27 protein-coding genes are annotated in these 26,860 nt (G+C 71.6%); 13 read left to right on the top strand and 14 right to left on the bottom strand.

All coding sequences use genetic code 11. The annotated features are described in order from the left end of the window. Positions 1–10 precede the first annotated feature (10 nt). On the top strand, positions 11–1,189 hold the full coding sequence (locus O3S82_RS02205; RefSeq protein WP_269305199.1) for an amino acid deaminase/aldolase: 1,179 nt from the start codon (positions 11–13) through the stop codon (positions 1,187–1,189). Then, a complete protein-coding gene (locus O3S82_RS02200) occupies positions 1,186–2,469 on the top strand; it encodes a D-arabinono-1,4-lactone oxidase (RefSeq protein ID WP_269305198.1) in 1,284 nt (427 codons plus the stop codon). The genes O3S82_RS02205 and O3S82_RS02200 overlap by 4 nt, the downstream gene beginning before the upstream one ends. A 1-nt stretch (position 2,470) precedes the next feature. Here the strand turns inward: O3S82_RS02200 and rlmB are convergent, their stop codons facing one another. After that, positions 2,471–3,415, bottom strand: coding sequence for a 23S rRNA (guanosine(2251)-2'-O)-methyltransferase RlmB (rlmB, locus tag O3S82_RS02195; RefSeq protein ID WP_269305197.1), 945 nt, complete (start codon positions 3,413–3,415; stop codon positions 2,471–2,473). Continuing rightward, the gene (gene cysS / locus O3S82_RS02190) at positions 3,415–4,821 is read right to left on the bottom strand and encodes a cysteine--tRNA ligase (RefSeq protein WP_269305196.1); all 1,407 of its coding nucleotides are present in this window, start codon (positions 4,819–4,821) and stop codon (positions 3,415–3,417) included. Before cysS ends, rlmB begins: the two co-directional genes overlap by 1 nt. 103 nt (positions 4,822–4,924) lie before the next feature. Here cysS and O3S82_RS02185 point away from each other — a divergent pair, with 103 nt between their 5' ends. Both O3S82_RS02185 and ispF read left to right on the top strand, forming a co-directional pair. Continuing rightward, positions 4,925–6,073 (top strand): peptidase C39 family protein, encoded by a 1,149-nt coding sequence (locus O3S82_RS02185; RefSeq protein ID WP_269305195.1) that lies wholly within the window; start codon positions 4,925–4,927, stop codon positions 6,071–6,073. Between the two features lie 19 nt (positions 6,074–6,092). After that, positions 6,093–6,563: a 2-C-methyl-D-erythritol 2,4-cyclodiphosphate synthase gene (ispF, locus tag O3S82_RS02180; RefSeq protein ID WP_269305194.1), complete on the top strand. Its 471-nt coding sequence runs from the start codon at positions 6,093–6,095 to the stop codon at positions 6,561–6,563. Between the two features lie 111 nt (positions 6,564–6,674). On the opposite strand, the gene O3S82_RS02175 is transcribed toward ispF, so the two are convergent. Beyond that, a complete protein-coding gene (locus tag O3S82_RS02175; protein WP_179426550.1) occupies positions 6,675–7,859 on the bottom strand; it encodes an oxygenase MpaB family protein in 1,185 nt (394 codons plus the stop codon). Positions 7,860–7,903: 44 nt separating this feature from the next. On the opposite strand from O3S82_RS02175, the gene O3S82_RS02170 reads away from it, so the two are divergent. Next, complete coding sequence (locus O3S82_RS02170; protein WP_269305193.1) at positions 7,904–8,500, top strand: TetR/AcrR family transcriptional regulator; 597 nt, start codon at positions 7,904–7,906, stop codon at positions 8,498–8,500. A gap of 58 nt (positions 8,501–8,558) precedes the next feature. Here O3S82_RS02170 and O3S82_RS02165 read toward each other — a convergent pair whose 3' ends face one another. Then, positions 8,559–9,044, bottom strand: a complete 486-nt coding sequence (locus tag O3S82_RS02165; RefSeq protein ID WP_179426552.1) for a CarD family transcriptional regulator — start codon at positions 9,042–9,044, stop codon at positions 8,559–8,561. A gap of 93 nt (positions 9,045–9,137) precedes the next feature. Between O3S82_RS02165 and O3S82_RS02160 the strand changes: the two genes are divergently transcribed. Then, a complete protein-coding gene (locus O3S82_RS02160) occupies positions 9,138–9,710 on the top strand; it encodes a hypothetical protein (RefSeq protein WP_179426554.1) in 573 nt (190 codons plus the stop codon). Between the two features lie 63 nt (positions 9,711–9,773). Here O3S82_RS02160 and phoU read toward each other — a convergent pair whose 3' ends face one another. Then, on the bottom strand, positions 9,774–10,421 hold the full coding sequence (gene phoU, locus O3S82_RS02155; RefSeq protein ID WP_179426556.1) for a phosphate signaling complex protein PhoU: 648 nt from the start codon (positions 10,419–10,421) through the stop codon (positions 9,774–9,776). A gap of 133 nt (positions 10,422–10,554) precedes the next feature. On the opposite strand from phoU, the gene O3S82_RS02150 reads away from it, so the two are divergent. Both O3S82_RS02150 and O3S82_RS02145 read left to right on the top strand, forming a co-directional pair. Beyond that, positions 10,555–11,688 carry a sensor histidine kinase gene (locus O3S82_RS02150; RefSeq protein ID WP_269305192.1) on the top strand — a complete coding sequence of 378 codons (1,134 nt, stop codon included), beginning with the start codon at positions 10,555–10,557 and terminating at the stop codon, positions 11,686–11,688. Then, positions 11,685–12,362 (top strand): response regulator transcription factor, encoded by a 678-nt coding sequence (locus tag O3S82_RS02145; RefSeq protein WP_179426560.1) that lies wholly within the window; start codon positions 11,685–11,687, stop codon positions 12,360–12,362. The genes O3S82_RS02150 and O3S82_RS02145 overlap by 4 nt, the downstream gene beginning before the upstream one ends. Positions 12,363–12,440: 78 nt before the next feature. On the opposite strand, the gene O3S82_RS02140 is transcribed toward O3S82_RS02145, so the two are convergent. From O3S82_RS02140 to mshA, 4 genes are read right to left on the bottom strand one after another with little or no spacing between them, the layout of a single operon-like run. Beyond that, positions 12,441–13,184 carry a phosphoglyceromutase gene (locus O3S82_RS02140; RefSeq protein WP_269305191.1) on the bottom strand — a complete coding sequence of 248 codons (744 nt, stop codon included), beginning with the start codon at positions 13,182–13,184 and terminating at the stop codon, positions 12,441–12,443. Between the two features lie 34 nt (positions 13,185–13,218). Beyond that, entirely contained in the window at positions 13,219–13,791 is a 573-nt protein-coding gene (locus tag O3S82_RS02135; RefSeq protein WP_179426571.1) for a DsbA family oxidoreductase, read from the bottom strand. Between the two features lie 32 nt (positions 13,792–13,823). Next, entirely contained in the window at positions 13,824–14,309 is a 486-nt protein-coding gene (locus O3S82_RS02130; RefSeq protein WP_179426573.1) for a YbjN domain-containing protein, read from the bottom strand. Further along, positions 14,306–15,532: a D-inositol-3-phosphate glycosyltransferase gene (mshA, locus tag O3S82_RS02125; RefSeq protein WP_179426575.1), complete on the bottom strand. Its 1,227-nt coding sequence runs from the start codon at positions 15,530–15,532 to the stop codon at positions 14,306–14,308. Before mshA ends, O3S82_RS02130 begins: the two co-directional genes overlap by 4 nt. A gap of 26 nt (positions 15,533–15,558) precedes the next feature. On the opposite strand from mshA, the gene O3S82_RS02120 reads away from it, so the two are divergent. Beyond that, on the top strand, positions 15,559–16,299 hold the full coding sequence (locus tag O3S82_RS02120) for an SDR family NAD(P)-dependent oxidoreductase (protein ID WP_269305190.1): 741 nt from the start codon (positions 15,559–15,561) through the stop codon (positions 16,297–16,299). Positions 16,300–16,318: 19 nt separating this feature from the next. Here O3S82_RS02120 and O3S82_RS02115 read toward each other — a convergent pair whose 3' ends face one another. Together O3S82_RS02115 and O3S82_RS02110 are read right to left on the bottom strand one after the other, a co-directional pair. Beyond that, complete coding sequence (locus O3S82_RS02115; protein WP_269305189.1) at positions 16,319–17,113, bottom strand: hypothetical protein; 795 nt, start codon at positions 17,111–17,113, stop codon at positions 16,319–16,321. 71 nt (positions 17,114–17,184) lie between these two features. Beyond that, positions 17,185–18,078, bottom strand: coding sequence for a sterol desaturase family protein (locus O3S82_RS02110; RefSeq protein ID WP_269305188.1), 894 nt, complete (start codon positions 18,076–18,078; stop codon positions 17,185–17,187). A gap of 42 nt (positions 18,079–18,120) precedes the next feature. Here O3S82_RS02110 and O3S82_RS02105 point away from each other — a divergent pair, with 42 nt between their 5' ends. The 3 genes from O3S82_RS02105 to O3S82_RS02095 all read left to right on the top strand — a co-directional run bounded on the left by O3S82_RS02105 (position 18,121) and on the right by O3S82_RS02095 (position 22,221). Continuing rightward, entirely contained in the window at positions 18,121–18,942 is an 822-nt protein-coding gene (locus tag O3S82_RS02105; RefSeq protein WP_269305187.1) for an SDR family NAD(P)-dependent oxidoreductase, read from the top strand. An 87-nt stretch (positions 18,943–19,029) separates the two neighbouring features. Next, positions 19,030–20,106, top strand: a complete 1,077-nt coding sequence (locus O3S82_RS02100; RefSeq protein ID WP_179426581.1) for a Glu/Leu/Phe/Val dehydrogenase dimerization domain-containing protein — start codon at positions 19,030–19,032, stop codon at positions 20,104–20,106. A gap of 63 nt (positions 20,107–20,169) precedes the next feature. Next, positions 20,170–22,221 (top strand): MMPL family transporter, encoded by a 2,052-nt coding sequence (locus O3S82_RS02095; protein ID WP_269305186.1) that lies wholly within the window; start codon positions 20,170–20,172, stop codon positions 22,219–22,221. 97 nt (positions 22,222–22,318) lie between these two features. On the opposite strand, the gene O3S82_RS02090 is transcribed toward O3S82_RS02095, so the two are convergent. The 3 genes from O3S82_RS02090 to purF all read right to left on the bottom strand — a co-directional run bounded on the left by O3S82_RS02090 (position 22,319) and on the right by purF (position 25,156). Beyond that, entirely contained in the window at positions 22,319–22,495 is a 177-nt protein-coding gene (locus O3S82_RS02090) for a DUF3073 domain-containing protein (protein ID WP_179426583.1), read from the bottom strand. 124 nt (positions 22,496–22,619) lie between these two features. After that, positions 22,620–23,663 carry a phosphoribosylformylglycinamidine cyclo-ligase gene (gene purM / locus O3S82_RS02085; protein WP_269305185.1) on the bottom strand — a complete coding sequence of 348 codons (1,044 nt, stop codon included), beginning with the start codon at positions 23,661–23,663 and terminating at the stop codon, positions 22,620–22,622. Then, the gene (gene purF / locus O3S82_RS02080; protein ID WP_269305184.1) at positions 23,660–25,156 is read right to left on the bottom strand and encodes an amidophosphoribosyltransferase; all 1,497 of its coding nucleotides are present in this window, start codon (positions 25,154–25,156) and stop codon (positions 23,660–23,662) included. The genes purM and purF overlap by 4 nt, the downstream gene beginning before the upstream one ends. A gap of 152 nt (positions 25,157–25,308) precedes the next feature. Between purF and O3S82_RS02075 the strand changes: the two genes are divergently transcribed. Beyond that, entirely contained in the window at positions 25,309–26,859 is a 1,551-nt protein-coding gene (locus O3S82_RS02075) for a long-chain-fatty-acid--CoA ligase (RefSeq protein WP_269305183.1), read from the top strand. Position 26,860 lies beyond the last annotated feature (1 nt).

Below are 26,860 nucleotides of genomic sequence, written 5' to 3'. Positions count from 1 at the left end.
TACTGGCCCCGTGGCTCCTGCGAACCCGACTCCCCCGTACCCCCGCCTGCTGCGCGCCACGAGCCTGCTCGACACCCCGTACGCGGTGATCGACGAGGAGGCGCTGTGGGCCAACGCGTCCGACCTCGTCCGTCGCGCGGGCGGCAAGCCGATCCGGCTGGCCACCAAGTCGATCCGGGTGCGCTCGATCATCAAGAACGCGCTCACGCTCGACGGCTTCCGCGGGGTGATGACCTACTCGCTGGCCGAGTCCGTCTGGCTGGCCGACCAGGGCGTCGACGACATCCTGCTGGCGTACCCCAGCGTCGACCGCGAGGCCTACGCCGACCTGGTCGCCGACGAGCGGCGGCTCGCGTCCATCACCGTGATGATCGACTCGATCGAGGCGCTCGACCTCATCGACTCGTTCCTGGGACCCGACCACCCGCCGATCCGGGTGTGCCTCGACGTCGACTCGTCGCTGCGGATGCTGGGCGCGCACCTGGGCGCCCACCGCTCCCCCGTGCACACCGCCCGCGACGCGAAGCGGATCGCTGCGACGATCACCGCCCGCCGCGGGTTCGACCTCGTCGGCCTGATGTTCTACGACGCACAGATCGCGGGCCTGCCCGACGGCGGCCCGGCCATCGCGATGGTGAAGCGGCGCTCCACGGCCGAGCTCCGGCGCCGCCGCCGCAAGATCGTCAAGGCGGTCGGCGCGATGACCGACCTGCAGATCGTCAACGCGGGCGGCACCGGCAGCCTCGACGTCTGGCGCGACGACGCGTCGGTCACCGAGCTCGCGGCCGGCTCGGGACTCTTCGTGCCCACCCTGTTCGACGACTACCGGTCCTTCACCCCGCGACCCGCGGCGTTCTTCGCCCTCTCGGTCGTGCGCAAGCCCAGCCGCGACGCGGCCACGTGCTTCGGCGGCGGCTACATCGCCTCGGGGCCGGCCTCGACGTCGCGCGTGCCCACGCCCGTGTGGCCCGAGGGCCTCGAGTACTACCCCAACGAGGGCGCCGGCGAGGTGCAGTCGCCGCTGCGCGGCAAGGTCGCCCGCACCTTGGCGATCGGCGACCGCGTGCTGTTCCGTCACGCCAAGGCCGGCGAGATGTGCGAGCGGTTCGACCGGGTCGCGATCGTCGACGCCGCCGGCCAGGCCTCGCTGACCCCCACCTACCGCGGTGAAGGGAAGAACTTCGGATGACCTCGTGGAGCAACTGGGCCGGCAACGTCACGGCCTCGCCCGACGCGATCGAGCACCCCGGCTCCACCGACGAGGTGGTGGCGCTCGTCCGCGCCCACCCGCGGGTCAAGGCGGTCGGCGCGGGCCACTCGTTCACGCCCATCGCGCAGCCCGAGGGCGTGCAGCTGCGGCTCGACCGCATGGACCGTGTGCTGAGCGCCGACACCCGCACGGGCCTCGTGCGCGTGCAGGCGGGCATCTCGCTGCACGACCTCAACCGCCGCCTCACGTCGCTCGGGCTGGCGCTGCCGAACCTCGGCGACGTCGATCCGCAGTCGGTCGCCGGCGCCACCTCCACAAGCACCCACGGCACCGGCGCGCGGCTCTTCGGCATCGCCAAGGCGGTCGCCGGGATCCAGCTCGTCACCGCCGACGGCGAGGTGCTCGAGATCGGCCCCGACCACGAGCTCTTCGACGCCGCCCGCGTGGGCCTGGGCGCGCTCGGCATCGTCACCGAGGTCACGCTCCAGTGCGTCCCGTCGTTCCTGCTGCACGCACGCGAGGAGCCGATGGCGCTCTCGGACGTGATCTCCGGCCTCGACGAGCTCGTCGACGGCAACGACCACTTCGAGTTCTACTTCTTCCCGCACACCGACAAGGCCCTCACGAAGCGCAACAACCGCGTGCCCGACGGCACGACGCGCGCGCCGCTGCCCCGCTGGCGCCACGCGCTCGACGACGAGCTCCTGTCGAACACCGTCTACGAACAGGTCCAGCGGCTCTCGACGCGCAAGCCCTCGCTGATCCCGCGCATCAACGCCCTCTCGGGCTCGCTGCTCGGCGCCCGCGAGTACACCGACGTGTCGCACGAGGTCTTCATCTCGCCGCGTCGCGTCCGCTTCCGCGAGTCGGAGTTCGCGCTGCCGCGGGCCGCCGCCGCCGACGCGATCGCCGAGATGCAGCGCTGGTACGCACGCACCGACCAGTACGTCTCGTTCCCCGTCGAGGTGCGCTTCACGGCGGCCGACGACATCTGGATGTCCACCGGGTACGAGCGCGACAACGTCTACATCGCGGTGCACCAGTACCACCGCACCGACCCGGCGGAGTACTTCGCGGCGATGCAGGACATCTTCGTCGCGCACGAGGGCCGGCCCCACTGGGGCAAGATGCACACCCTCGGGCCCGACCACTTCCGCGCGGTCTACCCGCGGTTCGACGACTTCGTCGCCGTGCGCGACCGGCTCGACCCCGAGCGCCGGTTCGGCAACGCCTACCTGCGCCAGGTGCTGGGCAGCTGACTCAGGCGCGCGCCTGGCTGATCGCGTAGAGCGAGATGCCCGCCGCGACGCCGGCGTTGAGCGACTCCAGCGTCGAGGACATCGGGATGGACACGAGCTGGTCGCACGTCTCGCCGACCAGTCGCGACAGGCCCTTGCCCTCGCTGCCGATGACGACCACGAGCGGGCCGTCGCCGAGGTCCATCTCGGGCAGCGCGACGTCGCCGTCGGCGGCCAGGCCGATGACCATGAGGCCGGCCTCCTGGTACGCCTTGATCTGGCGGGTGAGGTTCGTGGCGCGTGCCACCGGGACGCGGGCCGCGGCCCCGGCCGAGGTCTTCCACGCGGCAGCGGTCATCTGGGCCGCGCGACGCTCGGGGATGACGACGCCGTGCACGCCGAAACCGGCCGCCGAGCGCACGATCGCGCCGAGATTCCGCGGGTCGGTGATGCTGTCGAGCATGACGATGAGCGGCGGCTCACCGCGCTCGGCCGCGAGGTCGAGCAGGTCGTCGGGGTCGGCGTAGTCGTACGCCTCGAGCTTGGCCGCGATGCCCTGGTGGACGGCACCCGACGTGATGCGGTCGAGCTCGTTGCGGGCCACCTCGAGCAGCGGCACGTGCAGGTCGGCCGCGAGCTGGAAGATCTCGCGGACCCGGTCGTCGCGGTCGATGCCCTCGGCGACCTGGAGCGACACGACCGGCACGCTGGCGCGCAGCAGCTCCACGACGGAGTTGCGGCCCACCACCAGCTCGGGACCGTCGTCGCCCCGTCGCTTCGGCCGGCCCGACTGACGCCGGTCGGCCGCCTGGGCCATCTTGTACTTCTTGTGGTTCGGACGGTCCTCGGCGCGGGGCGTGGGGCCCTTGCCCTCCAGACCCTGTCGGCGTCGTCCGCCCGAGCCGGCGGTGGGGTTGCCCTTGCCGGTCTTCTTGATCGCGCCCTTGCGCTTGCTGTTGCCGGCCATCAGCGGCCACCCTTCAGGTTCCAGCGGGTCCCCGAGGGCGTGTCCTCGAGCTCGATCCCCGCAGCAGTCAATTGGTCGCGCAGCTCGTCGGCGCGACCCCAGTCCTTCGCGGCCTTGGCCTCCGCGCGCGCCGCGACGAGCGCGTCGACCAGCTGGCCGAGCGCGTCGGTGGCGACGCCCGAGCCGTCCTGCGTGCCCCACGTGAGCGGGTCCAGACCCAGCACGTCGAGCATCGCGCGGACCGAGGCCAGCGTCGCGGCGAGCGCCGCGGTGTCGCCGTCGGCGAGCTGGCGGTTGCCCTCGCCGATCTCGGCCTGCAGCACCGCGAGCGCCGCCGGGACCGAGAGGTCGTCGTCCATCGCGTCGGCGAACGCCTGCGGCACCGTGCCGGGCTCGCCCTCACCGACCAGCTCGGCGGCGCGCACGCAGAAGCCCTCGATGCGCTCGAACGCCGTGGCCGCCTCGGCGAGCGACTGCTCGCTGAACTCGATGATCGAGCGGTAGTGCGCGGCGACGAGGTAGTACCGCACCGCGATCGCCGGGACGCGCTTGACGACCTCCCCGACCGTGAGCGTGTTGCCGACGCTCTTGCTCATCTTGGAGTTGCCCAGGTTGAGCATCGCGTTGTGCATCCACACCCGCGCGAACCGCTGGCCGGCCGCGCGCGACTGGGCCAGCTCGTTCTCGTGGTGCGGGAAGCGCAGGTCGAGGCCGCCGCCGTGGATGTCGAACTCGTGACCGAGGTACTTCGCGGCCATCGCCGAGCACTCGAGGTGCCAGCCGGGTCGGCCGCGACCCCACGGCGTGGGCCACGAGGCGGACTCGGGCTCGTCGGCCTTGCGGCCCTTCCACAGCGCGAAGTCGCGCGGGTCGCGCTTGCCCTCGGGCGGGGCGTCGGGCGCGGCCTGCATGTCGTCGAGGCGCTGGTTGGACAGCTGGCCGTAGTCGGGCCAGGAGCGGACGTCGAAGTACACGTCGCCCGATCCGTCGGTGGCCGGGTAGGCGTGGCCGCGGTCGATGAGCTCGGTGATCATCTCGATCATCTCGGGCACGTGGCCCGTGGCGCGCGGCTCGTACGTGGGCGGGCGGCAGCCCAGCACCTCGTAGGCGGCGTGCAGCGCGCGCTCGTTCTCGTAGGCGACCTCGAACCACGGCTTGCCCTGCTCACGGCCCTTGGCGAGGATCTTGTCCTCGATGTCGGTGACGTTGGCGATGATCGTGACCTGGAGGCCCGCGTGCTCGAGCCAGCGGCGCAGCACGTCGAAGACCAGCTCCTTGCGGATGTGGCCGATGTGCGGCGGACCCTGCACGGTCAGCCCGCAGTGGTAGATGCCGACCTGGCCGGGCACGACGGGGTCGAGCGGTCGCAGCTCGCGGCTGGCGGAGTCGTAGAGGCGCATCGTCACGCCCCCAGCGTATCGGCCGCGGACAGGCCCACGGACCGCGACGAACCGCACCAGCGCCGTCACTTCGCTACCAACCGCCACAGTTTTCACTTAGCCTGATCCGGTGATCCGCCGACTCTTCCCCGTCGCGGCAGCGCTCACGGCCCTGCTGACGTCCGTCCTGATCGCGCCCGGCCTGGCCACCGCGCCCGCCGAGGCCGCCTCCTACCCGCGCCCGAAGCTGACCCAGTTCACGCCGAAGCTGACGATCCCCGCCGGCGCGAAGGCCAAGTCCTGGCGCTCGCCGTGGGTCGCGACCCCGCAGGCCAGCACCGCGCTGATCCCCTCGTGGAACGTCACCCGCATGCCCAGCGGCACGTGGATCAAGGTCAAGGTGCGCGTGTCCAGCGGCTCCACCGTGTCGTCCTGGAAGACCGTCGCCCAGTGGCGCCACGCCCTCGCGGGCGGCCAGCGCCGCACGTACGGCGCGCAGGCCGATCGCTTGGCCCGCGTCGACACCGACGTCGTCCGCGCGGTCACCGGCAAGACGTTCACGAAGTGGCAGGTGCAGGTGTCGGCCGGCCGTAGGACCGTCAAGACCAAGACTCCGATCGTGCGCACCGTCGCCGGCGTCTCGTCGACGTACGTGAGCAAGACCGCGGGCACGTCGAAGACCACCATGACGAGCACGGTGGACCTCAAGGTCCCGGCGTCGTCGCAGATGATCCACTCCGGCCACTACCCGCAGTACGGCGGCGGCGGCGAGGCCTGGTGCTCGCCCACCTCGACCTCGATGGTGCTGCGCTACTACGGCCTCCGCCCGAAGGCCGCCGACTACGCGTGGGCGTCCGGCGCCGACCGCTGGGTCGACCACGCCGCGCGCTACTCCTACGACTCGTCCTACAAGGGCACGGGCACCTGGCCGTTCAACACGGCCTACGCGTCGATGTACAGCACCGACGCCGTGGTCCACCGCCTGGTGAACCTGCGCGAGATCGAGGCCTACGTCAAGAAGGGCGTGCCGGTCGTGACGTCCGTGGCGTTCGGCCGCGGCCAGCTGAGCGGCTCGCCGATCAGCGCCACGCCGGGCCACCTCATGGTCGTGCGCGGCTTCACGAAGGGCGGCGACGTCCTGGTGAACGACCCCGCCGGCCGCACGAACTCGCAGGTCCGCCGCACCTACGACCGGGCGCAGTTCGAGCGCGCGTGGCTGAAGGGCAGCGGCGGCGTCGTCTACGTCATCGCGCCGCGGAACAAGCGCCTCACGTTCTGAGCCCGACTAGGGTTCAGGCGTGAGCGCTCCCCGGGTCGGCATCGGAACCGACGTCCACCAGCTCGTCGACGGCCGTCCCCTCTGGGTGGCCGGTCTGCACTGGCCCGACGCCCCGCGCGGGCTGGAGGGCCACTCCGACGGCGACTGCGTCGCGCACGCGATGGTCGACGCCGTGCTGACCGCCGCAGGGCTGGGCGACATCGGCAGCCGCTTCGGCACGGCCGACCCGCGCTACGCCGGAGCGTCGGGCACCGAGTTCCTGCGCGCCACGGCCGACCTCGTCCGCGAGGCCGGGCTGTCCGTCGGCAACGTGAGCGTGCAGCTGATCGGCAACGAGCCGCGCCTCTCGGGCCGCCGCGACGAGGCCACGCAGGTCCTCTCGGAGGCCATCGGAGCCCCGGTCTCGCTCTCGGGCACCACCACCGACGGCCTCGGCCTCACCGGCCGCGGCGAGGGCATCGCCGCCATCGCCGTCGCCTTGGTCGTCTAGCCGCCGCGCCCCCTGCGCCCCGCCCCCTCTCCCCTTGTGGAACGCGTTGCACGTTCCTCTCGCGTGAAAGCGTGCCACGCGTTCCACACGTGGGGCGGGCGGTGGCTCGGCTCAGGTCGGGAGGTCGGCGACGGCGCGGTCGTCGGACGCGTAGTACTCCGCGAGGATCCGCTGGGCGACTCTCGCGCCGCCGTCCTCGAGCCGCTCGCGGCCGCCGGGAAGGTGCCCCAGCACGCGGTGCCGAGCGCTGTTCGCGACCCAGAGCATCGCGTGCGCCCACGGCGGCCGCCAGGGCAGCCCGAGCTCGCGCATGCTCTCGCGGCCGAGGAACAGGCTGAGCATGCTCAGCGTGCGCTCGGTCTTCCAGCGGCCGTGCGGCAGCTCCCCGAGCACCGAGATGATGTCCTGCGAGAGCCGCGGCCCCGCCTCGGTGATGGTGTCCTGCGCCAGCACCACGTGGTAGTTGATCCGCTGACGCTCGCGCTCGCTGTCGACGAGCCACTGCTCGTCGACGCCCATGAGCCAGCCCACGTACTTCCACAGGTGCATCACGGCGTCGGAGTCGCGCCGGCTCACCGGGACACCGAGCGCCTTCACGCCGATCAGCACCGTGCCGTCGAACAGGCCGAGCGTGCCGGCCTGGTCGGCCTGGTTGATCGGCAGTCCCCACCGCGCGGTGTCCCAGCGCGACGCGAACGTGTGGTTCACCAGCGCGTGCATCGCGCGGACGTGTGCCGTCGTGCGCCAGCCCTCGCCGCGCACCGCCAGTCCGCCGGGCGTGGTCACCGCCACCGCCCACGACTGCGTCTCGGCCAGCCGCCGGCGGGTGGACGACCCGGCCAGCGCGCCCGTCGCCACGAGCAGGTCCGGCGGTCCACCGAACCGGTAGCCGCCGATCAGCGAGAGCTGCAGGAGCACGTCGGCGGCGTTGCGGCCGAACCGGCGGAACACCCGCGCGCCCTCGTCGACGAGGTCGCGGTCGAGCCACGGCGGGTCCTGCTCCAGCGTCCCCACGAATGCGGCGAGCGAGGGAGGCGTCGCGTCGTCCACCCCGTGCTCGAGTGCCGCGCGGAACTGCGCCATCGAGACCTTCTCGGGGTCGCCGGCCGGCAACCGCATCGCCGCGGCCAGGCGCGCCCCCAGCTCGTCGCGCTCGGTGAACCCCCGCCCGATCCGCTCCATGAGGTCCTCGTCGACCTCGCGGACCCCGGCGAGCGTCCTCAGCACCCGCCCCAACCGCACATTGCGCTGTCCCCCGGCGCGAAACCGCGTGGGCGGGACCTGGACCGTCGTCATGGGAACACCGTGACACGAGCATTTGCTCGCATACAATTCGCGTCATGGCCCTGAGGAAGCTGCCGCGGCAGCAGCGCTCGCGTGAGATGGTGGACCGGATCGTCGCAGCGGCTCGCGACGTGCTCGTGGCGGACGGCTACGACCGGCTCACCACCAACCGCGTCGCCGACCGTGCCGAGGTCAGCCCCGGCTCGCTCTACCAGTACTTCCCGGACAAGGCGTCGATCGTCGAGGAGGTCACGGCCCGCTACGTCGGCCGGCTGGGCGAGGACGTCGTGGCCTCGCTCGTGGACCACGTCCACGAGGACCCCGAGGCGATGGCCCGCGCCACGGCCGAGGCGCTCCTGTCGGCGCTCGAGCGCGACCCCACGCTGCTGCGGGTGGTCTGGGAGGAGCTCCCCGCCGCGCGGCACCTCGACGATCGGCTCGGGCTCGAGCGGCGCGTGCGCGACGTGCTGCGCGCCTACCTCGGCGGCCGGCAGTCCCCGGCGGCACGCCGGCGCGACCCCGCGCGCTCCTCGTGGCTGATCGTGCTGGCCGTGGAGTCGCTGGCCGTGCGCTTCGTGCTGGACGAGGACCCGCCGCTGACCCGCGACGAGCTCGTGGACGACCTCGTGGCCCTCGGCCTGGCCTGGTGGTGAGGCGCCCGCAACGCACGAACGCCCGGCCGGAGCCGGGCGTTCGTGGTGCTGCTGGTGATCAGGAGGCGAGGACCTCGTCGAGACGGATCTCGGCCTTGTCCTCGTTCGTGTTCTCGGCGAGCGCGAGCTCGGAGACGAGGATCTGGCGAGCCTTCGCCAGCATCCGCTTCTCACCGGCCGAGAGGCCACGCTCGTGGTCGCGGCGCCAGAGGTCGCGCACGACCTCGGCCACCTTCAGGACGTCTCCGGAGTGCAGCTTCTCCAGGTTCGCCTTGTAACGCCGGGACCAGTTGGTGGGCTCCTCGACGTGCTCCGCACGGAGCACGCTGAAGACCCGCTCGAGACCGGCCTCGTCGACCACGTCTCGCACCCCCACCAGGTCGACGTTGTCGGCCGGCACACGTACGACCAAATCGTTCTGAGCGATGATCCGGAGGACGAGGTACGTGCGGTCCTCACCCTTGATGTTCCGGACCTCGATGTCTTCGATCACCGCAGCACCGTGGTTGGGGTACACAACGGTTTCGCCGACAGAGAAAGCCATGGAGAAAGCACCTTTCCTAGGTGACCAGAATAACATGCGCAGTGGAGTACCCTGCCTGCCTTCGTCCGCGGTGGGCCTCGGTACCATGCCAGCGTGAGCACACGTCGTCGCACCATCGCCGCCATCGCCCTGGCCGTCTCCGCCCCGTTCGCGCTCTCCGCCTGCGGTACGAGCTTCGGCGCCCAGACGAACCAGCAGTACCAGGCCGGAGTCGGCGCCAACCTGCGCACCGGCCCGATCGGGGTCTACAACGGCCTGTTCGTCGACAATGGCGACGGCACGGCCACCTTCTCCGGCGGCCTGCTGTCCGACGAGGCGCAGACCATCGAGTCGGTCACCGTCGACGGCGCCGCGAAGAAGCTCGCGCGCCCCATCTCGCTGGAGCCGAACGCGCTCCTCACGCTCGGCGCGGCGGGCGAGATCGTGGTCCGCAGCGACGTCGCGGCCGGCGACTACGTCACCATCAGCTTCGCCGCGACGCCCGGCGGCGACGTGAGCATCGAGGTCCCGGTCGTCACCCGCACCGAGATGTACTCCGACGTCGCGAAGCGTCCCACCTCCCCGGCCGAGGCCGAGGCGCCCCAGGCTCAGGAGTCCGCTCCCGCCGAGGGCGACGAGGGCCAGTCCGACACCGAGCAGGGCGACACCTCCCCCGGCGGCAGCTGAGACTCCCCCGACACACGACGAAAGGGCCCCGGCGGATCGCCGGGGCCCTTTCGCGTGCGGTCGTCAGGCGACGGGCAGCTCGCCCGTGACGAGGTAGACGACGCGGCGGGCCATGCTGACGGCGTGGTCGCCGACGCGCTCGTAGTAGCGCCCCAGCAGCGCGAGGTCGATCGCGGTGTCGACGCCGTACTCCCACGTGCCGTCGAGCAGGACGCGGAACAGCTCCTGGCGGAGACGGTCCATCTCGTCGTCCTCGACCTCCAGCTCGGCCGCGGCGTCGAGGTCGCGCTCCGACACGATCCGCGCCGCCGACCCGATCATCGAGTGGGCCACGCTGGCCATGTCGCGGATGAGCGGCTGCACCGGGAGCGGCACCGCCATCTCCGGCGCGCGGCGGCGCGCGATCTTGGAGACGTGGACGGCCAGCGCGCTCATGCGCTGCAGGTCGGCGACCATCCGGAGGGTCGAGACCAGCTGGCGCAGGTCGGTGGCGACGGGCTGCTGGGTCGCGAGCAGGACGAGTGCCCGCTCCTCGACCTCGTCGATGGCCTCGTCGATCCCCCGCTCGCCGGCGATGACGGTCTCGGCGGTGGCGATGTCGGTGTCGAGCAGGGCCCGAGTGGCGTCGGCCACGGCGGCTCGCACCCGGTCGGTGATGATGACGAGCTCGTCGACGATGAGGTCGAGCTGCTCGTAGTACTGGTCGCGCATGGGTCGACCGTAGGCGTGCTGCGTGAATGATCGGCGACCTGCGGTGAACGGGCGGTGAACGCCAGCGGAAAGCGTGCTCGCAGGGCCTGGCGCGATGGCGGTCCGGGCGGACGGTCGGCCTACGATCGGTCTCGTGGAGGTCTCAGAGATCCTGGCCGGCGCCGCCGGCATCGTGCTCGGCGCGCTCATCACCTATGTGTGGTGGTTCTCCGAGCGGTCCCGGGAGGCCGCCCCTCCCGCCCCCGTCCCGGCCGTGCCGCCGGACATCGCCACCGTGCTGTCGGTGCTGCGCTCGTCGGCGCTCGTGCTCGACCAGGAGGAGCGCGTGCTGCGGGCCTCCGCCGCCGCGATCGGCCTCGGCCTGGTGACCGACGACGACCGCCTGCGCAGCGAGGAGCTGCTCGACCTCGTCCGCCTGGTCCGCCGCGACGGCGAGGTGCGCGAGGACGAGTTCGAGATCCGCATCCGCCGCCGTCCCCCGGTCTACGTGCGCGCCCGCGTCGCACCCCTCTCCCACGGGCTCATGCTCGCGCTGGTCGAGGACCGCACCACCGAGCAGCGCGTCGAGACCCTCCGCCGCGACTTCGTCGCGAACGTCAGCCACGAGCTGAAGACCCCGATCGGCGCGATCAGCCTGCTGGCCGAGGCCGTGGGCGAGGCCAGCGACGATCCCGAGGCCGTCGTGCGCTTCGCGTCGCGCATGCAGGCCGAGAGCGAGCGCCTGACGCGCCTCGTGCAGCAGATCATCGACCTCTCGCGCCTGCAGGCCGACCTCGGGAGCGACGATGCGGCCGTCATCAAGGTGGGCGAGCTCGTCGCCGAGGCGGTCGAGCACTCGCACACCGACGCCGAGGCGAAGTCGATCACGATCTCGCAGGACGTCGAGCCCGACCTGTTCGTCCAGGGCGACCGGGCCCAGCTGCACGCCGCCGTCAGCAACCTCGTCGAGAACGCCGTCACCTACAGTCCCGAGGGATCGGTCGTCGCCGTGGGCGCGACCGGCGACGGCGAGGACGTCCGCATCACCGTGTCCGACCACGGCGTGGGCATCGCGCCGGAGGAGCAGGACCGGATCTTCGAGCGGTTCTACCGGGTCGACCCGGCGCGCGCCCGCGCCACCGGCGGCACCGGTCTGGGACTGTCGATCGTCAAGCATGTCGCCGCCGGCAACGGCGGCTCCGTCGAGGTCTGGAGTGAGCCGGGCCTCGGATCGTCCTTCACGCTGGTGCTGCCGGCGCGGGACGTCGATGAAGGAGAGCGCGAGTGACCAAGGTCCTGATCGTCGAGGACGAGGCCAGCTACAGCGAGGCCCTGTCCTACGTCCTGCGCAAGGAGGGGTACGACGTGGCCGTCGCCGAGACCGGCCCGGACGCGCTGACCGCCTTCGAGCGCGGCGGTGCCGACATCGTGCTGCTCGACCTCATGCTGCCGGGCCTGTCCGGCACCGAGGTGTGCCGCACGATCCGCCAGACCTCGTCGGTGCCGATCATCATGGTCAGCGCGAAGGACACCGAGGTCGACAAGGTGGTGGGACTCGAGCTGGGCGCCGACGACTACGTCACCAAGCCGTACTCGCCGCGCGAGCTCGTGGCGCGCATCCGCGCGGTGCTGCGTCGCGGTGCGCCCGAGGAGGTCGACGACGACAGCGTCATCGAGGTCGGCGGCGTGCGGATGGACGTCGACCGCCACCTCGTCACGGTCGACGGCGCCGAGGTGCGGCTGCCGCTCAAGGAGTTCGAGCTCCTCGAGTACTTCCTGCGCAACAGCGGCCGCGTGCTGACCCGCGGCCAGCTGATCGACCGCGTGTGGGGCGCCGACTACGTGGGCGACACCAAGACGCTCGACGTCCACGTGAAGCGCCTGCGCGCCAAGATCGAGGACGACCCCGCGCACCCCACGGTCCTCACGACCGTGCGCGGTCTGGGCTACAAGTACGCCTGAGTCCGCGGGAAGCGCTGGGCGTGACGTTTCGGGGCCGGATACGGCGCTTCGACCCCGCGAACGTCACTGCCAGCGTTCTCAGCGGCCCTGGTTGGCGACCGCGGCGATGGCGGCCGCGGCAGCCTCGGGGTCGAGGTACTGGCCGCCGCGCTGCGTGGGCTTGAGGTCCTCGTCGAGCTCGTAGACCAGCGGGATGCCGGTGGGGATGTTGAGGCCGACGACCTCGTCCTCGCCCAGCCCGTCGAGGTGCTTCACGAGCGCGCGCAGCGAGTTGCCGTGCGCCGTGACGAGCACCGTCTTGTCGTCGCGCAGGTCGGGCACGATCTGGTCGTACCAGTACGGCAGCATCCGCACGAGCACGTCGGCGAGGCACTCCGTGCGCGGCAGCAGCTCGCTGGGCAGGTCGGCGTAGCGGGGATCCCCGGCCTGGCTGAACTCGGAGTCGTCGTCGAGCGCCGGCGGGGGCGTGGAGTACGAGCGGCGCCACGTCATGAACTGCTCCTCGCCGAACTCCTCGAGCGTGGCCTTCTTGTCCTTGCCCTGGAGGGCGCCGTAGTGGCGCTCGTTGAGGCGCCAGCTGCGCTTGACCGGGATCCAGTGGCGGTCGATGCCGTTGAGCGTGATCTCGGCGGTGCGGATCGCGCGGCGCAGCAGCGAGGTGTGCGAGACGTCGGGCGCGATGCCCGCGTCGTTCAGCAGCTGGGGCGCGCGGAGCGCCTCCTGGACGCCCTGTTCATTGAGGTCGACGTCGACCCATCCGGTGAACAGGTTGAGGGCGTTCCACTCGCTGTGACCATGACGCAGCAGGACCAAGGTGCTCATGCCGACAGCCTAGTGCCGGGCGCGGGACGCCGGCTCAGGGCTGCGCGCTGATGGACTGCAACGCGCGCAGGTAGTCGTCCTGCGAATGCACGCCCGCGAGCGTGTAGCGCGCGTCGACGACCACGAACGGCGACGCCTCGGCGCCGATCGCGCGGGCGGTCTCGCGCTGCTCGTCGACCTCGGCACCCAGCTCGTCGCTGGCCAGCAGCGCCTCGGCCGTCTCGAGCTCGAGGCCGACCAGCGCGGCCCGGCTCGCCAGGACGAAGCCGTCCGACACGTCGGCGCCCTCGAGGAAGTGCGCCCGCCACAGCTGGTGCAGCAGCTCGCGCTGGACCTCCGAGCCCGATTCCTCGGCCCACGTCAGCAGCCGCCATGCGTCGGTGGAGTCGGCCGGGACGACCTCGTCCACGTTGAGGTCGATGCCGGTGATGCGCGCGGCCGCGGCGACGTCGTCGGCCGTGCTGGCCGCACCGAAGGTCGCCGCGCGGTACGAGACGTCGATCGGCTCGCCGGTCAGGATCGTGTAGAGCGCCGCGGCCCGCTCGAAGCGCACCGCGCCCACGTAGGACCAGGCGTCGACGACGTCGGCGAAGACGATGGCTTTCACGCCGACCACGCTACGGGACGGGGCCCGGGGGCTCAGTCCTGCGGGCGCAGGTGGCGGAAGGCGTCGAGGTTGCGCGTGGACTCGCCGCGCGACTCGCGCCAGCGCCACTCCTTGCGGATGCTCGACGCGAAGCCCAGCTCGAGGATCGTGTTGAACGACTCGTCGGCGTAGGACAGCACCGAGCCCAGCAGCCGGTCGAGCTCGTCGGCCGTGACGGCCTCCAGCGGCAGCCGGCCGTCGAGGTAGATGTCGCCCGCGGAGTCCACCGCGAACGCGACGCCGTAGAGTTTGAGGTTGCGCTCGAGCATCCAGCGGTAGACGGCCTCGTGGTTCTCGTCGGGGTGACGCGCGACGAAGGCGTGCACGCCCAGCGCGTGCTGGTTGACCTCGAGCCGGCACGTGGTCTTGAGCTTGCGCTCGCCCGGCAGCTCGACCTCGAACACGTCGTTGCCGTGGCGCGTGTACTCCAGCCCGGCCTCGTCGAGCGCTGCCTCGATCACGTCGCGGACGTCGGTCATCGTGCCTCCTCCTGCGCCGCCACGCGGTCGTGCAGGGCGGCGGCGTAGACGTCGAGGGTGCGCTCCGCAGTGACGTCCCAGCCGAACGACTCGGCGTGGCGCACCGCCTTGGCACCAGCCTCGGCCCGGAACGCGGGGTCCGCCAGGTAGGGGCGGATCGCGGCGGCGTACGCCGCCGGGTCGTGGCCGTCGACGAGGGTGCCCGTGACGCCGTCGGCCACGGCCGTGGTCAGGCCGCCCACGGCGGCGGCCACGACGGGGGTGCCGCAGGCCTGGGCCTCGATGGCGACCAGCCCGAACGACTCGTTGTGCGACGGGACGCACACGACGGCGGCCCGCGAGTACCACTGTGCGAGCTCGGCCTGGCTGACCGTCGGGACGAAGTCGACGCGGTCGGCGATGCCGAGGCGGTGGGCGAGGTCGGTGAGCTCGGTGGGACGCTCCAGGCCGCTCCCCGAGGGACCGCCGATGATGGCGACCCGGTGCGGCTCGTCGATCAGCGCCGACGCGTGCAGCACGACGTCGGGCGCCTTGAGCGGCTGGATGCGACCGGCGAAGACGATCAACGGCGGCTCGTCGTCGGGCTGGGACGCGCTGAAGACGTCGAGGTCGACGCCGGGGTGCACGACCTCGACGGCGAGCGGGTCGGCCTCGTACAGGTCGATCAGCTCGCGGCGCTCCTCGGCCGTGTTGGCGATGAGGCGGTCGGCGAGGCGCACGATCTCCTCCTCGCCGGCGACGCGTCCGACGGGCTCGGGGGTGTCCCCCGTGGCCAGCGCCGCGTTCTTGACCTTCGCCATCGTGTGCATCGAGTGCACGAGCGGCACGCCCCAGCGCTCGCGCAGGACGGTGCCGACCTGACCCGACAGCCAGTAGTGCGAGTGGACGAGGTCGAAGTAGCCGGGCTCGTGCCGGGCCTCGACGCGCAGCACGTCGCGCACGAACGCACAGAGCTGGCTGGGCAGGTCGCCCTTCGTCAGTCCCTCGAACGGGCCGGCGGCCACGTGGTGCACGCGGATGCCGTCGGCGGCCTCGACGACCGGGGGCAGGTGGCGCGAGGTGGCGCGGGTGAAGACCTCGACCTCGATGCCGCGCGCGGCGAGGCGCCGCGAGAGCTCGAGGACGTAGACGTTCATGCCGCCCGCGTCGCCGGTGCCCGGCTGGTCGAGCGGGGAGGTGTGCGCCGACAGCATCGCGACACGTCGGATCCCTCGGGCAGCCATGGGCTCCATTCTGGCACGCTGTCCCCATGCCCACCGCCGTCGTCACCGGAGCCAGCAGCGGGATCGGAGAGGCCACGGCCCGCGCCCTGTCGGCCGCCGGGTTCACCGTCCTCGCCGCCGCCCGACGCCGTGATCGCATCGAGCGACTCGCCGAGGAGATCGACGCGATCGCCCTGCCCTGCGACATCACGAACCCCGACGACGTGGCTCGTCTGGCCGACGCGTTCGGCGACCGGCTCGACCTGCTCGTCAACAACGCCGGCGGCGCGAAGGGGATGGTCGACGTCACCGACGCCGACCTCGACGACTGGCGCTGGATGTACGAGACCAACGTGCTCGGCACCGTCGCGGTGACCCAGGCGCTCGCGCCGGCACTCATCAACTCGGGCGCCGGCACGATCATCAACGTGGGCTCCACCGCCGGACGCGTCGCCTACGAGGGCGGCGGCGGCTACACCGCGGCCAAGCACGCGCTCGCGGTCGTCACCGAGACGCTGCGACTCGAGCTGAACGGCCAGCCGGTGCGGATCAGCGAGATCGCCCCGGGCATGGTCAAGACCGAGGAGTTCAGCCTCACCCGGTTCGAGGGCGACGTCGCCCGCGCCGAGGCCGTCTACGCCGGCGTCGACGAGCCGCTGCTCGCGCAGGACATCGCCGACGCCATCACGTGGGTGGCCACGCGGCCGCCGCACGTGGACATCGACCTCATGGTCATCAAGCCCGTCGCGCAGGCCGCGCAGCACAAGGTGCACCGCCGGCCCCAGTAGACCGGGCCGGCGACGCGCCTCAGTCCGAGGCGGGCGTGTCCGCGCTCGCCGGGTTGTCCGGCGTGGCCGGCGGCGTCGCGGGCGATGCGGCCGGCGTGGCGGCCTTCGTGGCCTTGCGCGCGGCGGTCTTGCGACCCTGGGCGCTCGTGCGCTTCGCGGTGGAGGTGGCGCCGGCCTTCTTCGCCGGTGCCTTCGTGGCGGTGGCGGTCTTCTTCGCCGGAGCCTTCTTGGCCGTGGTGGTCTTCGCCGTCGTCGCCTTCTTCGCGGTCGTGGCCTTCTTCGTGGTGGTCTTCCTCGCCGAGGTCTTCTTCGCGACGGGGGTGACCTCGGCGGCAGGGGCCGTGCCGGGGACCTCCGCGTCGACCGGTCCACTCGCGTCGGAGGCGGCCAGCGCCTCGCCGGCGAACGAGGTGGTCTCGTCGGCCTTCGCAGGAGCCTTCTTCGTCGTCTTCTTCGCGGGCGTCTTCCTGGCGCTGCGGGCGGCCGAGCCGAGGGGGTCGCCGTGCGCGGCCTCCACCGGGGAGTCCGTGGGTCGCGAGGGCTCGGCCGGCGCGGGGGTGGGCTCGGCCGGCGGCGGCGTCGCGGTGGAGCCCGGCTTGACCACGTCGGGCGCCAGGCGCGCCACCATCGCGGTGAGGTCGGCGATCTGCTTCGCCGTGGTCTCGCGCACCTGCGCCAGCTCCTCGCGGACCTTCTTGATCTCCGACGAGGTGGACTTGGTGGCCGCCTTGCGGACCTTCTTCAGCTCACCGCGGAGGTCGTTGATCGTGGAGATCGTCTCGCGGAGCTTCTTCTCGACCTTGCTCGTGGCCATCGGGGATCCTCTCGGTGGTGCGGAGTCGGTGCTGCCAGCCTAGGAGGATCGGGGCTCACCCGCCTGCCGCGTCAGCGCGTGCCGGCCTCGGTGCGGCCGCGGTCGATCGAGCCGTCAGGCTTCCACCCGGGCGGCCCGAGCACGTAGCCCACGCGCTCGCGCCACGACGACGCCGCACGGACGTCGGCGGCCATCTTGCGGTAGTCGCCGTACTGCAGCGTCAGCAGGTTGTACGTCTCGACCGGGTGGGTGAGGCCGTAACGCGGCCGGTGCAGCTCGGCCTGGAACGTGCCGAACAGCCGGTCCCAGACGATGAGGATGCCGCCGTAGTTCTTGTCCAGGTACTCCGGATCCGAGCCGTGGTGCACGCGGTGGTGCGAGGGCGTGTTGAACACCCACTCGATCGGCCGCGGCAGCTTCCCGACGACCTCGGTGTGCACGAAGAACTGGTAGATGAGGTTGATCGCGAAGGCGGCGAACAGGGTCCACGGCGCGAAGCCCAGGAGCGGCAGCGGCAGCCAGAAGAAGAACTCGAACCACGGATTCCACTTCTGCCGCAGGGCGGTGCCGAAGTTCATGAACTCGCTGGAGTGGTGCGCCTGGTGGCCGGCCCAGCCGATCCGCACGCGGTGGCTGAAGCGGTGGTGCCAGTAGTAGCAGAAGTCCAGGCCCACGATCAGGGCCGGCCAGTACCACCACGCGCCGGTGTCGAGCTCGAACAGCGCGAAGTGCGCGAACACGAAGACGAAGGCGAAGAAGGTGATGATCTTGAAGACCGTGAGGAACAGGATCGAGCCGACGCCCATCGAGATGGAGGTCCGTGCGTCCTTGAGCGCGTAGCCGGTGACGTTGTCGTCGTGGTCGAGCCACTTCAGGGCCGCCAGCTCGATCGCGATGCTCAGCAGGAAGAACGGCACCGCGTACGTCAGCGGGTTCTTCATCGGGTCCAGGAGTTCGGCCAGCACCCCACCACGATACGCCGTCGCCTGTGACTACGATCACAGCCCATGGGCATCGATCCGGCGGGTCAGGTCATCGTCATCACGGGGTCCTCGAGCGGCATCGGCGCCGCGGCCGCGCACCGGCTCGCCGCGCGGGGCGCCACCGTGTGCCTGCTGGCCCGCCGCGCCGACGAGCTGGCCGCCGTCGCCGAGGCGATCCGGGGTTCCGGAGGCGACGCGCACGCCTATCCCGTCGACCTCACCGACGACGACGCCGCGCGCGATGTCGTCGGGCGGGTCCTGGCCGAGCACGGCCGCATCGACGTGCTCGTGAACAACGCGGCGCGCTCCATCCGGCGGCCGATCACCGCATCGCTCGACCGCCTCCACGACCACGAGCGCGTCATGGCCATCAACTACTTCGCGGCCGTGCGGCTCATCTCGCTCGTGCTGCCGTCGATGCTCGAGCAGGGGCGCGGGCACGTCACGATCAGCTCCACGCTCTCGACCCAGGTGCCGATCCCCCTGTTCTCGGCCTACCTGGCCAGCAAGAGCGCGCTCGAGTCCTACCTGCGGTCGCTGTCGGCCGAGCTCGGCCACCGCGGCATCACCACGACGGTCGTGCACTTCCCGATGGTGCGCACCGAGATGTCGGGCGGCACCGAGATCTACCGCGCGATGAGGATGATGGGTCCGGACGAGGCGAGCCGCTGGATCGAGCGCGCCGTCGTCTCGCGGCCCTCGCGCGTGACGAGCGCGTTCGGCGTCGCCGGCGAGACCTCGATGGCGCTGCTGCCCGGCGTCGTCACGCGCGCGACGGCGCCGTTCTTCCGGCGCATGGACCGCAACCTCGCCCGTCGTGCCGCCGCCGGGGACGTGCACGAGTAACGTGGGTCACAGCGGCCACCACCCCCGGCCGCGCACCAACCACACCGACAGGCCGGCACCACCCCCGCCGACCCAGGAAGAGGGAACATGAGCACGCCCAGCAGCTTCGGCACCCACCACGAGCAAGTGGTCTTCTGCCACGACGAGGCCTCCGGACTCCGGGCGATCATCGCCCTCTACTCCACGGCCCTTGGGCCCGGCCTGGGCGGCACCCGCTTCTTCCCGTACGCCAGCGAGACCGACGCGCTCGCCGACGTCCTCAACCTCAGCCAGGGCATGGCCTACAAGAACGCGCTCGCCGGGCTCGACCTCGGCGGCGGCAAGGCCGTCATCATCGGCGACCCGCACACCGACAAGTCCGAGGCCCTCCTGCGCGCCTACGGCCGCTTCGTGCAGACGCTCAACGGCCGCTACTTCACCGCGTGCGACGTGGGCACCTACTCGGCCGACATGGACGTCATCGCCCGCGAGTGCGACTACGTCACGGGCCGCACGGTCGACCACGGCGGCGCCGGCGACTCCAGCGTCCTGACGGCCTTCGGCGTCTACCAGGGCATGCGCGCGGCCGCCCAGTTCACGTGGGGCGGCACGTCGCTGGCCGGCAAGCGGGTCGGCATCGCCGGCGTCGGCAAGGTCGGCCGCCACCTCGCCGAGCACCTCGTCGAGGAGGACGCCCGGGTGGTGGTCACCGACATCGACGCCGAGGCCGTGGCGCGCCTGCGCGACCGCTTCCCGTCCCTCGAGGTCGCCGGCTCCACCGAGGAGCTGATCGCCGCCGACCTCGACGTCTACGCCCCGTGCGCACTGGGCGGCGCGCTGAACGAGGTCTCCGTCGAGGCGTTGACGGCGAAGGTCGTCGCCGGTGCGGCCAACAACCAGCTGGCCCACGACGGCATCGGCAAGCTGGTCGCCGACCGGGGCATCGTCTACGCGCCCGACTACTGCGTGAACTCCGGCGGCGTCATCCAGGTGGCCGACGAGCTCGACCCCAGCGGCTTCTCCTTCGACCGCGCCAAGGCGCGTGCCACGGGGATCTTCGACACCACGCTGGCCGTGCTCGAGCGCTCCGCCGCCGAGGGCATCACCACGGCCGAGGCGGCCGACCGCCAGGCCGAGCAGCGGATCCGCGAGATCGGGCGACTGAGCCAGATCCACCTGGGCTGAGTCGAGGCGGGCGGGGCCCGCCCGCCGTCAGCGGGAGATAGTTAGATCGCTTAGCCTTCTAGCGTGAAAACCGTCGACCATCGGTCCTTCCCCCTCGCGCGCCTCGTCGGCCCGCGCCGATCCATCGTCGTGGTGCTGCTGGGACTGATCGTCTCCGGTCTGGTCATGTCCTTCGCCCCCGAGCCGACCTCGGGCAACGAGGCCGGCTCGAACCTCCCCGACTCGGCCGAGGCCTCGCGTGCCGCGGCGCTGCTCGACCAGCTGCCCGAGGCCGACGAGTCCCCCGCGATCGTCGTCTACTCGCGTGACGGGGGCCTGTCGCCGCAGGACCTGCAGGCGCTCGGCGAGCGCGCGCAGACCCTGGGCTCCGAGCTCGACCTCCAGGCCAGCCCGCCCGTGCCGTCGGAGGACGGCGCCGCCGCGATCGTCGCGATCCCGGTGAAGTCCGGCCTGAGCAACGACGAGAACGCCGAGCTGGTCGACCGCATCCGCGAGGTCGCCAAGCAGGACCTGCCCGACGGCGTCACGGCCGAGGTGACCGGCGCCCCTGCCGTCCAGGCCGACCTCGGTGCCGTGTTCGACGGCGCCGACGTGCGCCTGCTCGCCGTCACCGCCGCGGTCGTCGCGGTGCTGCTGATCGTCACCTACCGGAGCCCGTGGCTGTGGCTCGTGCCGCTCACCGTCATCGGCATCGGTGACCGCGTGGCCGCGAAGGTGCTCGAGGGCGCCTCCGGCCTCTTCGGCTTCGAGATCGACGGCTCGATCACCGGCATCACGTCGGTCCTGGTGTTCGGCGCCGGCACGAACTACGCCCTGCTGCTCATCGCCCGCTACCGCGAGGAGCTGCGTCGCCACGAGTCCCGCCACGAGGCGATGCGGACCGCCGTCGGCGGCGCCGCACCGGCCATCCTGTCGAGCTCGGGCACCGTGATCCTCGCGCTGCTCTCCCTGCTGATCGCCGACTCCCCGTTCGTGAGCGGCATCGGCCTGGCCGGTGCCATCGGCCTGGTCATCGCGGTCGCGTTCGCGCTGCTGATCCTGCCGTCGGCGATGGTGCTGCCGGGCCGCTGGCTGTTCTGGCCGTTCGTGCCCCGCAACGGCGACGACGACCCCAGCGAGCGTGGCTGGTGGTACCGCGTGGGCAGGACCGTCACGTCGCGCCCGTGGCCCGTCGCGATCGCCTCGATCGCCGTGCTCGGCGCCATGGCCGCCGGCGCGCTGACCCTCTCGACCGGTCTCGGGCAGAGCGAGCAGTTCCTCGACACGCCGGAGTCGATCCAGGCCCAGGAGACGCTGCAGGACGCGTTCCCCGCCGGCATCTCGGCGCCCACCACCGTGGCGACCACGCCCGACAAGGTCGAGGACGTCACGGCCGCCGCGAACGAGGTCGAGGGCGTCGAGAGCGCCCGCCCCGCCGGCGCCTCCGACGACGTCGCCGAGGTGCAGGTCGTGCTCTCGGTCGCGCCCGAGAGCGAGCAGGCCCTCACCACGATCGAGGACCTCCGCAGCGCCGTGAAGGACGCCGATCCCAACGCCCTCGTCGGTGGACCGGACGCCCAGGCGCTCGACGAGGCTCAGACCGCCGCCGACGACCGCCTCAAGGTCATCCCGGTCGTGCTGGCGATCGTCCTGCTGATGCTGCTGATCCTGCTGCGCTCGGTCGTGGCCGCGGTGGTGCTGTGCGCGACCACCGTGCTGTCGTACCTGTCGGCGCTCGGTGTCGGCTGGCTGCTGTTCGACCACGTCCTGGGCTGGTCGGCGATGGACGTGAGCACGCCGCTGCTCGCGTTCATCTTCCTGGTGGCCCTCGGCGTGGACTACAACATCTTCCTCACCGCGCGGGCGCGCGAGGAGATGGCCGTGTCGCACGACGCCACCGAGTCGATCGTCAAGGCGCTCGCCGTCACCGGCGGCGTCATCACGAGCGCCGGCGTCCTGCTGGCCGCCGTGTTCACCGTGCTGGGCGTGCTGCCGCTCGTGCTGCTGGCACAGCTCGGCGTCGTCGTCGGCTTCGGCGTGCTGCTGGACACCGTGCTGGTGCGCGGTGTCGCGACGCCGGCGCTGGTGGCCCTGTGCGGCCGCCGGTTCTGGTGGCCCAGCCAGCTGTCCCGCTGAGGGAGCAGCACCGAGACCCGTGGGGCACACAGGTGCCCCACGGGTGACGATTCGGTGGGTTCCGCCCGAGGGCGGGGAGAGACGTCTGCCCTACCGCTCAACTGGCGGCAGGGCCTCCCAGTTTCTTGGCGAGATCAGCGTACTGATCCGGGATGGGATCCCCGGACTCTCCGTGAAGTTCTCGTTCGAGATCATTGAAGTCAGTGTCCAATGTCCGATACTTGAGATCGCGAGCGACCTTGGTCTGCTTCGCTTTGGCACGGCCGCGGCCCATGGGCTCGACCCCCTCGCACTCAGTGGTCCAGTATGTCGTGGTACCAGCGTACCCAAACACTCCCAGAACGCATGAAGCGGCCCCGGCTCGGCGAGTGCGGGAGCCGGGATTGCAGCGAATATTCTCAGCCGAGGGTGACGGAGCCGCCCTTGCCGTGCACATCGGCCGCCGCGACCTCGCCCGCGATCCACGCGTCGACGCCCTGATCGGACAGCAGCGAGACCGCCGCGTCGGCCGCGTCCTGCGCGACGATCGCGACCATGCCGACGCCCATGTTGAGCGCCTGGTCGAGGTCGGCCTGGGATACGCCGCCGAGCTCGCCGACGAGGGTGAAGACGGGCGCCGGCGTCCACGAGGACCGGTCGAGCAGCACCGACACCGTGTCGGGCAGCACGCGCTCGAGGTTGGCCGCGAGGCCGCCACCGGTGATGTGGGACATCGCGTGGACCTCGACGCCGTCGGCCAGCGCCAGGCACGGCTTGGTGTAGAGGCGAGTGGGGGTCAGCAGCTCCTCGCCGAGGGTGCGGCCGAACTCGGGCACCTCGCGGTCGAGCGCCCAGCCGGCCTTCTCGAAGAAGACGTGGCGCACGAGCGAGTAGCCGTTGGAGTGCAGGCCGGACGAGGCCATCGCGATCACGACGTCGCCGTCGCGCACGAGGTCGGCGCCGAGCAGGCGGTCGGCCTCGACCACGCCGGTGGTGGAGCCGGCGACGTCGTACTCGTCGGCGCCCAGCAGGCCCGGGTGCTCGGCGGTCTCGCCGCCGAGCAGCGCGGTGCCGGTCTCGGCGCACGCCGCGGCGATGCCCTTGACGATGTCGGCGATGCGCTCGGGGACGACCTTGCCGCAGGCGATGTAGTCGGTCAGGAACAGCGGCTCGGCGCCGCAGACGACGAGGTCGTCGACGAGCATGCCGACCAGGTCGAACCCGATCGTGTCGTGGCGATCCATGCGCTGCGCGATCGCGACCTTGGTGCCCACGCCGTCGGCGCTGGTGGCCAGCAGGGGGCGGCGGTAGTCCTTCAGGGCCGAGGCGTCGAAGAGACCGGCGAAGCCGCCGATGCCGCCGACGACCTCGGGGCGGGTGGCCTTGGCGACCCACTGCTTCATGAGCTCGACCGCGCGGTCGCCCTCTTCGATGGAGACTCCGGCGGAGGCGTACGAGGTCACTGGATCACCTTCAGGGGCTCGGTCCCGTTCTGCGGCAGCTCCAGCAGGTGCTTGCCGATGAGGTCGTCGTCCGGCAGCTCCACCGGATAGATGCCGTCGAAGCAGGCGCGGCACAGGTTGTCCGCGGGGACGTGCGTCGCCTCGATCAGGTCGTCGAGCGAGACGTAGGACAGGCTGTCGGCGCCGATCGAGCGGCAGATCTCGTCGACGCTCAGGCCGTTGGCGATCAACTCGGCGCGCGAGGCGAAGTCGATGCCGTAGAAGCACGGCCACTTCACCGGCGGGCTGGAGATGCGCACGTGCACCTCGGCCGCGCCGAACTCGCGCAGCATCCGCACCAGCGCGCGCTGGGTGTTGCCGCGCACGATCGAGTCGTCGACGACGACGAGGCGCTTCCCGGCGATGACGTCGCGCAGCGGGTTGAGCTTGAGCCGGATGCCGAGCTGGCGGATCGTCTGCGACGGCTGGATGAACGTGCGGCCCACGTAGGAGTTCTTGACCAGGCCATGGCCGAACGGGATGCCGCTCTCCTCGGCGTAGCCGATCGCGGCGGGCGTGCCCGACTCGGGCACCGGGATCACGAGGTCGGCCTCGACGGGCGCGGTGTTCGCGAGCTTGCGTCCGATCCGCTCGCGCACGCTGAACACGCGCTGCTCGTTGATCGTGGTGTCGGGGCGGGCGAGGTAGACGTACTCGAAGATGCAGCCCTTCGGCGCCGCCTCGGCGAACCGGCTGCTGCGCAGGCCGTTCTCGTCGATCGCCACGAACTCGCCGGGCTCGATCTCGCGGATGTACGAGGCGCCGACGATGTCGAGGGCGGCGGTCTCGCTGGCGATGACCCAGCCGCGCTCGAGCCGGCCCAGCACGAGCGGGCGGATGCCCTGCGGGTCGCGCGCGCCGTAGAGCGTGGTCTCGTCCATGAAGACCAGGGAGAAGGCGCCGCGCAGCTGCGGCAGCACCTCGAGCGCCGCGTCCTCGACCGAGCGGTCGCGGTAGGACGCCAGCAGCGAGGCCATGACCGACGTGTCGGTGGTGGCGGTCTCGGCGGAGGCGGACTTCGCGTCGCCCTCGGTGCGCTCGCGCAGCAGCTGGACGAGCTCGTGGGTGTTGGTCAGGTTGCCGTTGTGGCCCAGCGCGACCGAGCCCTGGGCGGTGGGCCGGAACGTGGGCTGGGCGTTCTGCCACACGCTGGCGCCGGTGGTGGAGTAGCGCGCGTGGCCGATCGCGATCTGGCCGGCGAGGGACTCCAGGGTGGCCTCGTCGAAGACCTGGGACACCAGGCCCATGTCCTTGTAGACGAGGATCTGCCGGCCGTTGCTCACGGCGATGCCGGCCGACTCCTGCCCGCGGTGCTGCAGGGCGTAGAGACCGAAGTAGGTGAGCTTGGCGACCTCCTCACCGGGGGCCCAGACCCCGAACACGCCACAGGCGTCCTGGGGGCCGGCGTCGCTGGGGTCGAGCTCGTGGGTCAGGAGACCATCTCCGCGGGGCACGGGTCCCAGTCTACCGGCCGTCCGCGCGTTCCCCGACCGGCACCGGAAAGCCGGAATCCTCATTAACAGTCAACCTTGACTGGAAGTCTTCCCTACGGCGCTTCGGAGCACTAGCGTGTGACGCACCTCACCACCGGCCTCCAGGAGACCTCATGACCGATGCCGCCTTCATCGCCGACCACGCGCGCGCCGCCGCGCAGGCCTCGCCCGACGAGACCGGCTGGATCTACGAAGGGCGCGAGTGGACCTGGGCGCAGGTCTGGGAGTCGGTCCGGCGCACCGCGGGCGCGCTGCGCGCCGAGGGCATCGGGCACGGCGACCACATCGCCGTCGTCGACAAGAACAACCCCGCGATCCTGCAGCTGGTGCTGGGCGCGAGCCTGGTCGGCGCGGCCACGGCGATCGTCAACTGGCGCCTCGCCGGCGACGAGCTCGACTACACGATCAACGACGCCGGCGCGAAGCTGCTGTTCGTCGGGCACGAGCTGCTCGACCAGGTGGAGGTCATCCGCGAGAAGCTCACCACGGTCGAGCGGATCGTCGTCATGGGCGGCGACGCCGACGAGTTCGAGGCCTGGCAGTCCGCGGGTGAGCCTCTCGAGCAGGCCGACGACGTCACCGCCGACGACCCGGTCGTCATCATGTACAGCTCGGGCACGACCGGACGCCCCAAGGGCGTGCTGCTGACCCAGCGCAACCTCGTCGCCCACACCGAGGCCGCCGACACCGGCATCGCCTACGGCGAGGGCGCCAAGATGCTCATCGCGATGCCGATGTTCCACGTCGGCGGCACGTCCTACGCGATGTTCGGCCTCAAGAACCGGGTACCCGGGCACATCATCCGCGAGGTCGAGCCCACCGCCCTGGCCGGCGCGATGATGTCCGGCGTCACCCACGCGTTCCTCGTGCCCGCCGTGGTGGCGATGCTGCTGCAGGCCGGGGCCGACGCGATGAAGCTCTTCAGCGGCCTGCGCGGCTTCTCCTACGGCGCGGCGCCGATGCCGCTCACGATCCTGCGCGGGGCGCAGGAGCACTGGCCCGACACGGCGTTCTACCAGGTGTACGGCCTCACCGAGTTCTGCGGCGTCGTGACGATGCTGCACGACGACGAGCACCGCGACCTCGAGCACCCCGAGCGCCTGCTGTCGGCCGGCAAGCCGATCCCCGGCGTCGAGGCGCGCGTCGTCGACCCGGCGACGCTGCAGGACGTCGCTCCCGGCGAGCCCGGCGAGCTGTGGTTCCGGACCGACCAGGCCACGCCCGGCTACCACGGCAAGCCCGAGGCGACCGCCGAGCTCTATGCCGGCGACGGCTGGGTCCGCACCGGCGACATCGGGCGGATCGACGCCGACGGCTACGTCTACGTCGAGGACCGGATCAAGGACATGATCATCACCGGCGGCGAGAACGTGTACTCCCCCGAGGTCGAGCGCGTGCTCTCCGAGCACCCGGCGCTCCTCGAGGTCGCGATCATCGGCGTCCCCGACGACACGTGGGGCGAGTCGGTCAAGGCGGTCGTCGCGCTGCGGCCCGGCGCCGAGGCGACCGAGGCCGAGATCATCGCGTGGGCGCGCGAGCAGCTGGCGCACTACAAGGTGCCGCGGAGCATCGACATCGTCGAGCTCCTGCCGCGCAACCCCTCGGGCAAGATCCTCAAGCGCGACCTGCGCAAGCCCTACTGGTCGAGCGGCCGCCAGGTCTGAG

The organism is Aeromicrobium sp. HA, assembly GCF_027171405.1.
Taxonomy (GTDB): Bacteria; Actinomycetota; Actinomycetes; order Propionibacteriales; family Nocardioidaceae; genus Aeromicrobium; species Aeromicrobium tamlense.
Note: the sequence above shows the minus strand (reverse complement) of the source record. Positions and strands in the feature narration are given on the sequence as shown.